The sequence below is a fragment of the Streptomyces sp. NPDC057302 genome (assembly GCF_042667685.1).
Taxonomy (GTDB): Bacteria; Actinomycetota; Actinomycetes; order Streptomycetales; family Streptomycetaceae; genus Streptomyces.
On sequence record NZ_JBHUZJ010000151.1, the window covers coordinates 1 to 8,246 of the forward strand.

At 69.6% G+C, this 8,246-nt stretch carries 7 protein-coding genes; 3 read left to right on the forward strand and 4 right to left on the reverse strand.

What is annotated here, in order from left to right:
* Positions 1-49: 49 nt before the first annotated feature.
* The 4 genes from ACFUPX_RS43545 to ACFUPX_RS43560 form a co-directional block, all read right to left on the reverse strand.
* The gene (locus ACFUPX_RS43545) at positions 50-724 is read right to left on the reverse strand and encodes a potassium channel family protein (protein WP_383335198.1); all 675 of its coding nucleotides are present in this window, start codon (positions 722-724) and stop codon (positions 50-52) included.
* Complete coding sequence (locus ACFUPX_RS43550; RefSeq protein WP_383335200.1) at positions 724-1,392, reverse strand: potassium channel family protein; 669 nt, start codon at positions 1,390-1,392, stop codon at positions 724-726. Before ACFUPX_RS43550 ends, ACFUPX_RS43545 begins: the two co-directional genes overlap by 1 nt.
* Before the next feature lie 141 nt (positions 1,393-1,533).
* Positions 1,534-1,773 carry a hypothetical protein gene (locus tag ACFUPX_RS43555; RefSeq protein ID WP_383335202.1) on the reverse strand — a complete coding sequence of 80 codons (240 nt, stop codon included), beginning with the start codon at positions 1,771-1,773 and terminating at the stop codon, positions 1,534-1,536.
* Positions 1,773-2,102, reverse strand: coding sequence for an ArsR/SmtB family transcription factor (locus ACFUPX_RS43560; RefSeq protein WP_383335204.1), 330 nt, complete (start codon positions 2,100-2,102; stop codon positions 1,773-1,775). The genes ACFUPX_RS43555 and ACFUPX_RS43560 overlap by 1 nt, the downstream gene beginning before the upstream one ends.
* A 181-nt stretch (positions 2,103-2,283) precedes the next feature.
* Here ACFUPX_RS43560 and ACFUPX_RS43565 point away from each other — a divergent pair, with 181 nt between their 5' ends.
* The 3 genes from ACFUPX_RS43565 to ACFUPX_RS43575 all read left to right on the forward strand — a co-directional run bounded on the left by ACFUPX_RS43565 (position 2,284) and on the right by ACFUPX_RS43575 (position 8,181).
* Positions 2,284-4,563 (forward strand): MMPL family transporter, encoded by a 2,280-nt coding sequence (locus tag ACFUPX_RS43565; RefSeq protein WP_383335206.1) that lies wholly within the window; start codon positions 2,284-2,286, stop codon positions 4,561-4,563.
* A gap of 61 nt (positions 4,564-4,624) precedes the next feature.
* On the forward strand, positions 4,625-6,697 hold the full coding sequence (locus ACFUPX_RS43570; RefSeq protein ID WP_383335208.1) for an APC family permease: 2,073 nt from the start codon (positions 4,625-4,627) through the stop codon (positions 6,695-6,697).
* 116 nt (positions 6,698-6,813) lie between these two features.
* The gene (locus ACFUPX_RS43575; protein WP_383335210.1) at positions 6,814-8,181 is read left to right on the forward strand and encodes a class I SAM-dependent RNA methyltransferase; all 1,368 of its coding nucleotides are present in this window, start codon (positions 6,814-6,816) and stop codon (positions 8,179-8,181) included.
* Positions 8,182-8,246 lie beyond the last annotated feature (65 nt).

The window sequence follows — 8,246 nt, forward strand, 5'->3', positions numbered from 1 at the left end:
GCCCGGGATATCCCGGGCGCCCCCCTCCACGTACAAGCAGGTGCGGCGCCTAGCTGGCTTCCTCCCGGCGTACCGACAGGAGGTCCTCCAGCTGCTCCTCGCGGGCCTGTGCGGCCACGAAGAGGAGCTCGTCACCGGCCTCCAGGGAGTCCTCCGCGGTCGGCGCGAGGACGCGCGTGCCGCGGATGATCGTCACCAGCGAGGTGTCCTCGGGCCACTGGACGTCGCCGACCCGGGTGCCCGCGAGGGCCGACTCGGGCGGCAGGGTCAGCTCGACGAGGTTCGCGTCGCCGTGGCTGAAGCGGAGCAGCCGGACGAGATCGCCGACGCTGACCGCCTCCTCGACGAGCGCGGACATCAGACGCGGGGTGGAGACGGCGACGTCCACGCCCCAGGACTCGTTGAAGAGCCATTCGTTCTTGGGGTTGTTCACGCGGGCGACGACCCGCGGGACGCCGTACTCGGTCTTCGCGAGCAGCGAGACGACGAGGTTGACCTTGTCGTCGCCGGTCGCGGCGATCACCACGTTGCAGCGCTGGAGCGCCGCCTCGTCGAGCGAGGTGATCTCGCAGGCGTCGGCGAGCAGCCACTCGGCCTGCGGGACGCGCTCGACCGAGATGGCCGTCGGCGCCTTGTCGATGAGCAGAATCTCGTGCCCGTTCTCCAGGAGCTCACCGGCGATGGAACGTCCCACCGCACCTGCTCCGGCAATGGCGACCCTCATCAGTGACCGCCTTCTTCCGGGCCTTCGGCGAACGCCGCTTCGACCTTCTCGACCTCGTCGGTACGCATCATCACGTGCACCAGGTCGCCCTCCTGGAGCACCGTCTGCGAGGTCGGCAGGACCGCCTCGCCCAGCCGGGTGAGGAAGGCCACGCGGACGCCGGTCTCCTCCTGGAGCTCGCTGATCTTGTGGCCGATCCAGGCCTCGGACGCGTGCACCTCGGCGAGCTGCACGCCGCCGGTGGGGTCGCGCCACAGCGGCTCGGCCCCGGAGGGAAGCAGCCTGCGCAGCATCTGGTCGGCGGTCCAGCGGACCGTGGCGACGGTGGGGATGCCCAGGCGCTGGTAGACCTCGGCGCGGCGCGGGTCGTAGATGCGGGCCGCCACGTTCTCGATGCCGAACATCTCGCGGGCCACGCGGGCCGCGATGATGTTCGAGTTGTCGCCGCTGCTCACCGCGGCGAAGGCGCCCGCCTCTTCGATGCCGGCCTCGCGCAGGGTGTCCTGGTCGAAGCCGATGCCGGTGACACGACGGCCGCCGAAGCCGGAGCCCAGACGGCGGAAGGCGGTGGGGTCCTGGTCGATGACGGCGACCGTGTGCCCCTGTTGTTCCAGGGTCTGCGCGAGAGCGGATCCGACTCTCCCGCAGCCCATGATGACGATGTGCACGCCCGTCCTTCCGGCTGTGTCAATACTTTTCGCTCAGGCTGAACGGTAAAAGCGTCTCAGACCGACGCCCAAGCTACACACGCGCGGTCCGCGGAGGGCACCCCCCTGCACCTGCCGGTGCCCAGTTCCTCGCCGGTGGTCTCAGTCCACGCTGCGCAGCAGGCCCTCGACGGACTTCAGCCGGTAGTCCATCTCGACGAGCTGCAGCCGCGCCGCCTCCTGCTCCGACCTGGCACGCTCGACGACCACCCGGTACTGCTCCATCGCCTCGGCCCACTGACGATCGCGCTCGCGGTTGCGCTGCGACTGGAAATAGGCGACCGCGACGACGGCGCCCGCGAGTATCAGGAAGAAGGCGACCGGGATGATCACGTCGTCCATTAAGACCCCTCAGATGAGTGCTGTTCGACCTCGTCCGACGCGTCCTGGCGGACGGCCTCAAGGATCGTATCCACGTTCAATCGCACGTCGAACGGCGCCAGTTCGAAGTACTTGAGCGCCTTGCCGTCGTCGGAGAGTTCCAGGCGGCCGACGACGAGACCGGCCTTCTCCAGACGTTCGAGGTGCATGTAGAGCAGGGGCCGCGAGACACCCAGCCGCCGCGCCAGTTCGCTGACGTACAGCTGTCCCGGGGCGAGCTCGGTGATGATCCGGATCCGCTGGGCGTGGCCGACCGCGGAGAGGAAGGCGAGCAGCTCTTCGCTGTCCATAGTCCGCCTTCGCGCTGGTCCCGGAACCTGTCAGTCAAGGCTTACGCATGACGGGATCGGCTGTCAATCCGGCCCTTCGCGTCTTCGAATGACAGTTGACGGCTCGTTCCTACACCTGTCAGTCTCAACTTACACATGAAGGACTGAACGACTGATGCATGGCGAAGGGGCGGGGATGGTCATGGGGAAGCGATCGGCCACGGTGCGCGTGGCGAGATGGAGCGCGCTGCATCCAGGGCGCGCGATCGTCGGCTGGCTGGTGTTCGTGGTGCTCTGCCTGGGGGGCGGCATCGCCGTCGGCATGAACAGCGCGACCTCGGCGGACTTCCGCGTCGGCGAGGCGGGCCGCGCCGAGGCGCTTGCCACCGAGGGCGGGGTCCAGCTGCGGCCCACGGAACAGGTGCTGATCCGCGCCGCATCGGGGCCGCTCGACAAGACGGCCGCCGACGCCGCCGTGAAGGACGTCACCGCCCGGATGAAGTCGCTGCCGGAGGTCGCCTCGGTGGCGGCGCCGGTGACATCGGCCGACGGGCGGGTGCTGCGGGTCCAGGTGGAGCTGAACGGCCCCGACCAGGAAGGCAAGAAGAACGTCATCCCGCTCCAGGCCCAGACCGAGAAGGTCAAAAAGGCCCACCCCGGCCTGGTGATCGAGGAGACCGGCGCCGCGTCCGTGAGCAAGGGCGTCAACGACCAGCGCGGCGACGACCTCGCCTTCTCCGAGGCGATCACGCTGCCCGTCACCCTGATCACGCTGGCGCTGGTGTTCGGCTCGGTGGTGATGGTCGGCGTACCGCTGCTCCTCGCCATCACCTCGATCATGGCGACCATGGGCCTGGCGATGCTGGCCTCGCACCTGCTGCCCGACACCGGCGTCGGGATGAACATGATCCTGCTCATCGGCATGGCCGTCGGCGTCGACTACACGCTCTTCTACCTCAAGCGCGAACGCGAGGAACGGGCCCGAGCGGGCGGTCGCCTCACCTCCGAGGCGCTCGTCGAGGCCGCCGCCGCGACGGCGGGCCGCGCGATCGTGGTCTCCGGGCTCGCGGTGATCGTCTCCACCGCCGCGCTCTACCTCGCCGGTGACGTCATCTTCGACACGCTCGCCACCGGCACCATCCTGGTCGTGGCCGTCGCCGTGGTCAGCTCGGTGACCGTGCTGCCCGCGCTCCTGGTCAAGCTCGGCCGCCGTACGGAGCGCCGCGCCGCCAAGCGGCTCGCGCAGGGCAAGCAGGTCCGCAGGACGTACGGCGAGAAGAAGCCGGGCCGTGCCTGGAACGCGCTCCTCGCGCCCGCCCGCAGGCGCCCCGCGCTCACCCTGTGCCTCTCCGTCCTGGTCATGCTCGGTCTCGCGCTGCCCGCGCTGAACATGAAGCTCAAGGACCCGGCGCGGGACAGCTTCTCGCGCGATATCCCGGCGATGCAGGGCTACGACCGGCTGCTCGACGCCTTCCCGGAGCAGCGCGTCCGGCACCTCGTCGTGGTGCGGGCCGAGGCCTCGCAGGCCGCCGACGTACGCCAGGCCCTGCGGCAGCTGGACCACGAGGCGCAGGCCGACCCGCTCTTCTCGCACCCCTCCGGCACCCCGCTCCTGCGCTCCTCCAAGGACCGCAGGACCACCACACTGGAGCTGAACGCCCCGCACGCCACGTACTCCGAGAAGGCCACCGCCTCCCTGGACCACCTGCGCCACGACTATCTCCCCGCGACCGTCGGCAAGCTGCCCGGCGTCGAGACGGCGGTCACCGGCGAGGTGCCGCACGGCACCGACTACGTGGAACACCAGAACCAGAAGCTGCCGCTCGTTCTCGGCTTCCTGCTCCTGATGACCTTCGCCATGACGGTCTTCGCGTTCCGCTCCGTCGTCCTCGGACTGCTCGGCATCGTGCTCAACCTGCTCTCCGCCGCGTCCGCGCTCGGGCTGCTCGTCCTGGTCTTCCAGGGCGAGTGGGCCGAGGAACTGCTCTCGTTCGTCTCGCTCGGCGGGATCTCCTCGCGGGTGCCGCTCTTCCTCTTCGTGATCCTGTTCGGGCTCTCGATGGACTACCAGGTCTTCGTGGTCAGCCGGATCCGGGAGGCCGCGCTGAACGGCGTACCCACCCGGCAGGCCGTCGTCGAGGGCATCGGCTCGTCGGCCAAGGTCGTCACCAGCGCCGCGATCGTCATGGTCACCGTCTTCGCGAGCTTCGTGATGCTGCACATCCTGGAGATGAAGCAGATGGGCTTCGTCCTCGCGGCGGCCGTCCTGCTCGACGCGTTCGTGATCCGCGTCATGATCCTTCCGGCGGCGCTGCTGCTGCTCGGGCGTGCCACCTGGTGGCCCTCCCGCGCCATCCGCCGCGCCGAGCGGCTGACGGCCGAGCGGTACGCGGCGCGGGGGGTTCCCCAGGCACCGCAGAACGCCGACGAGCGTCCGGTTTCCGGGCATTGGGCGGAGCCCGGGGCGGCGCGTCGTGGCTAACCGGAGCCGATAGGGGGTGGTGGGTGGGCGGGCACCCATTCGAACGCTTACGATCCTCTGCGTGTCCAAACTGACCGACGTGCCCAAACGGATCCTCATCGGGCGCGCACTGCGCAGCGACCGGCTCGGAGAAACCCTCCTGCCGAAGCGCATCGCTCTACCCGTGTTCGCGTCCGACCCGCTCTCCTCCGTGGCCTATGCGCCGGGGGAAGTGCTCCTCGTCCTCTCGATCGCGGGTGTGTCGGCGTACCACTTCAGCCCCTGGATCGCTGTCGCGGTCGTCGTGCTGATGTTCACCGTCGTCGCGTCGTACCGGCAGAACGTGCACGCCTATCCGAGTGGTGGTGGCGACTACGAGGTCGCCAACACCAACCTCGGCCCCAAGGCCGGACTCACCGTCGCGAGCGCGCTGCTCGTCGACTACGTCCTGACCGTGGCCGTGTCGATCTCCTCGGGCATCGAGAACCTCGGCTCGGCGGTGCCGTTCGTCGTCGAGCACAAGGTGCTCTGCGCGGTCGCCGTCATCGTGCTGCTCACGGTGATGAACCTGCGGGGCGTGAAGGAGTCGGGGAAGCTCTTCGCCATCCCGACCTACGTCTTCGTCGCCGGCGTCTTCATCATGATCGCCTGGGGTGCCTTCCGGGGCATCGTCCTGGACGAGACGATGAAGGCGCCCACCGCCGACTACGAGATCAAGCCCGAGCACGGCGGCCTCGCGGGCTTCGCCCTCGTCTTCCTGCTCCTGAGAGCCTTCTCGTCCGGCTGTGCGGCGCTCACCGGCGTCGAGGCGATCAGCAACGGCGTCCCGGCCTTCCGCAAGCCCAAGAGCAAGAACGCGGCGAGCACCCTGGCCCTGATGGGCGGCCTGGCCGTCACCATGTTCTGCGGCATCATCGCGCTCGCCATGACGACCAAGGTCCGCATGGCCGAGTATCCGGGCAAGGACCTGTTCCACAACGGGGTGCCGGTCGGTGCCGACTACGTCCAGAACCCGGTGATCTCCCAGGTCGCCGAGGCCGTCTTCGGCAACGGCAGCTTCCTCTTCATCGTCCTGGCGGCGGCCACCGCGCTCGTCCTGTTCCTCGCGGCCAACACGGCGTACAACGGCTTCCCGCTGCTCGGCTCGATCCTCGCCCAGGACCGCTACCTGCCGCGCCAGTTGCACACCCGCGGCGACCGGCTCGCCTTCTCCAACGGCATCGTGCTGCTCGCGGGCGCCGCGGCCCTGCTCGTCGTCATCTACGGCGCGGACTCGACCCGGCTGATCCAGCTCTACATCGTCGGCGTCTTCGTCTCCTTCACGCTCAGCCAGATCGGCATGGTCCGGCACTGGAACCGCCATCTGCGCAAGGAGCGGGACCAGGCCAAGCGCCGCCACATGATCCGCTCGCGGGCGATCAACACCTTCGGCGCCTTCTTCACGGGCATGGTCCTGGTCGTCGTACTGGTCACGAAGTTCACGCACGGCGCGTGGGTCGCGCTGCTCGGCATGTGCATCTTCTACGCGACGATGTCGGCGATCCGCCGCCACTACGACCGCGTCGCCGAGGAGATCGCCGCCCCGGACACCCCCTCCGACGACAGCGTGCGCCCCTCGCGCGTGCACTCCATCGTCCTGGTCTCCAAGATCCACCGCCCGACGCTGCGCGCCCTGGCCTACGCCAAGCTGATGCGCTCGGACACGCTCGAAGCGCTGAGCATCAACGTCGACCCGGCGGAGACCAAGGCCCTGAAGGCCGAGTGGGAGCGGCGCGGCATCACCGTCCCGCTGAAGATCCTCGACTCGCCCTACCGCGAGATCACGCGGCCGATCATCGAGTACGTCAAGGGCCTCCGTAAGGAGAGCCCGCGCGACGTGGTCAGCGTGATCATCCCGGAGTACGTGGTGGGCCACTGGTACGAGCACCTGCTGCACAACCAGAGCGCGCTGCGGCTCAAGGGACGCCTGCTCTTCACGCCGGGCGTGATGGTGACGTCCGTTCCCTACCAGCTCGACTCCTCCGAGGCCGCCAAGAAGCGGGCACGCAAGCGGTCGGAGTGGAACGCGCCGGGTGCGGTGCGGCGGGGTCCGGTGGAGAAGCGCCAGAAGGAGCCGAGCAACGGCAACGGCCACGGCCACGGCAACAAGGGCTGAGACCGCTCAGGACCTGCTCCTGGTGAGCGGCCGGACGACACCCACGTAGACTGGTGGGCTGTTGTCCGGCCGTTTCCTTCGGCCGATGCCCCCTTACGTTGTGGAGTCACCCCGCCATGCAGGCAGAACCGAAGAAATCGCAGGCGGGGAACTCGAAGGAGAGCTCGCAGGAGACCTCCCTCGTCGGGCAGGAGTACGAGGTCGAGGTCGGCCCCGTCGCGCACGGCGGCCACTGCGTCGCCCGCACGGCCGAGGGCCGGGTGCTCTTCGTCCGGCACACGCTCCCCGGCGAGAAGGTCATCGCCCGGGTGACCGACGGTGACGAGGACAGCCGCTTCCTGCGCGCGGACGCGGTGACGGTCCTCGACCCGTCCAAGGACCGCGTCGAGGCGCCCTGTCCGTACGCGGGCCCCGGCCGCTGCGGCGGCTGCGACTGGCAGCACGCGAAGCCGGGCGCACAGCGCCGCCTCAAGGGCGAGGTCATCACCGAGCAGCTCCAGCGCCTGGCGGGCCTGACCCCCGAGGAGGCCGGCTGGGACGGCACGGTCGTCCCCGCGGAGGGTGACAAGCTCCCCTCGGGCGAGGTCCCGGCCTGGCGCACGCGCGTCCAGTACGCGGTGGACGCCGACGGCAACGCGGGCCTGCGCCGCCACCGCTCGCACGAGGTCGAGCCCATCGAGCACTGCATGATCGCTGCTGAGGGCGTGAGCGAGCTCGGCATCGAGAAGCACGACTGGTCCGGCATGGAGTCGGTCGAGGCGATCGCGGCCACGGGCTCCCAGGACCGCCAGGTCATCCTGGAACCGAAGCCGGGCGCGCGCCTGCCCCTCGTGGAGCTGGACAAGCCGGTCTCCGTCCTGCGCATCGCCGAGCAGGACGGCGGCGTCCACCGCGTCCACGGCCGCCCCTTCGTCCGCGAGCGCGCCGACAACCGCACCTACCGCGTCGGCAACGGCGGCTTCTGGCAGGTCCACCCGAAGGCCGCCGAGACGCTGATGCTCGCGGTCATGCAGGGCCTGACGCCCCGCAAGGGCGACACGGCCCTCGACCTCTACTGCGGCGTGGGCCTGTTCGCGGGCGCGATCGCCGACCGGGTCGGTGACAAGGGCGCGGTCCTCGGCATCGAGTCCGGCAAGCGAGCGGTCGAGGACGCCCGCCACAACCTGGCCGCGTTCGACCGAGTCCGCATCGAACAGGGCAAGGTCGAGGCCACCCTGCCGCGCACCGGCATCACGGAGGTCGACCTGATCGTCCTGGACCCGCCGCGCGCGGGCGCGGGCAAGCAGACGGTGAAGCACCTGACGGGCCTGGGCGCGCGACGCATCGCGTACGTGGCCTGCGACCCGGCCGCGCTGGCGCGGGACTTGGGGTACTTCCGGGAGGGCGGGTACCGGGTGCGGTCGCTGCGGGCGTTCGATCTGTTTCCGATGACGCATCACGTGGAGTGCGTGGCGATTCTGGAGCCTGCTTCTAAGGCCGCCTGAGCTGCCTGAACTGATGCGCCGCTGAGCTGCTGACATAACGCCGTTGGGGCGACCCGTACATACGC

Bases quoted from the DNA above. Each gene is read 5' to 3' on its own strand.
- ACFUPX_RS43545 (WP_383335198.1), bottom strand. From the start codon at position 724: ATGAGGGTCGCCATTGCCGGAGCAGGTGCGGTGGGACGTTCCATCGCC.
- ACFUPX_RS43555 (WP_383335202.1), bottom strand. From the start codon at position 1,773: ATGGACGACGTGATCATCCCGGTCGCCTTCTTCCTGATACTCGCGGGC.
- ACFUPX_RS43560 (WP_383335204.1), bottom strand. From the start codon at position 2,102: ATGGACAGCGAAGAGCTGCTCGCCTTCCTCTCCGCGGTCGGCCACGCC.
- ACFUPX_RS43565 (WP_383335206.1), top strand. From the start codon at position 2,284: ATGGGGAAGCGATCGGCCACGGTGCGCGTGGCGAGATGGAGCGCGCTG.
- ACFUPX_RS43575 (WP_383335210.1), top strand. From the start codon at position 6,814: ATGCAGGCAGAACCGAAGAAATCGCAGGCGGGGAACTCGAAGGAGAGC.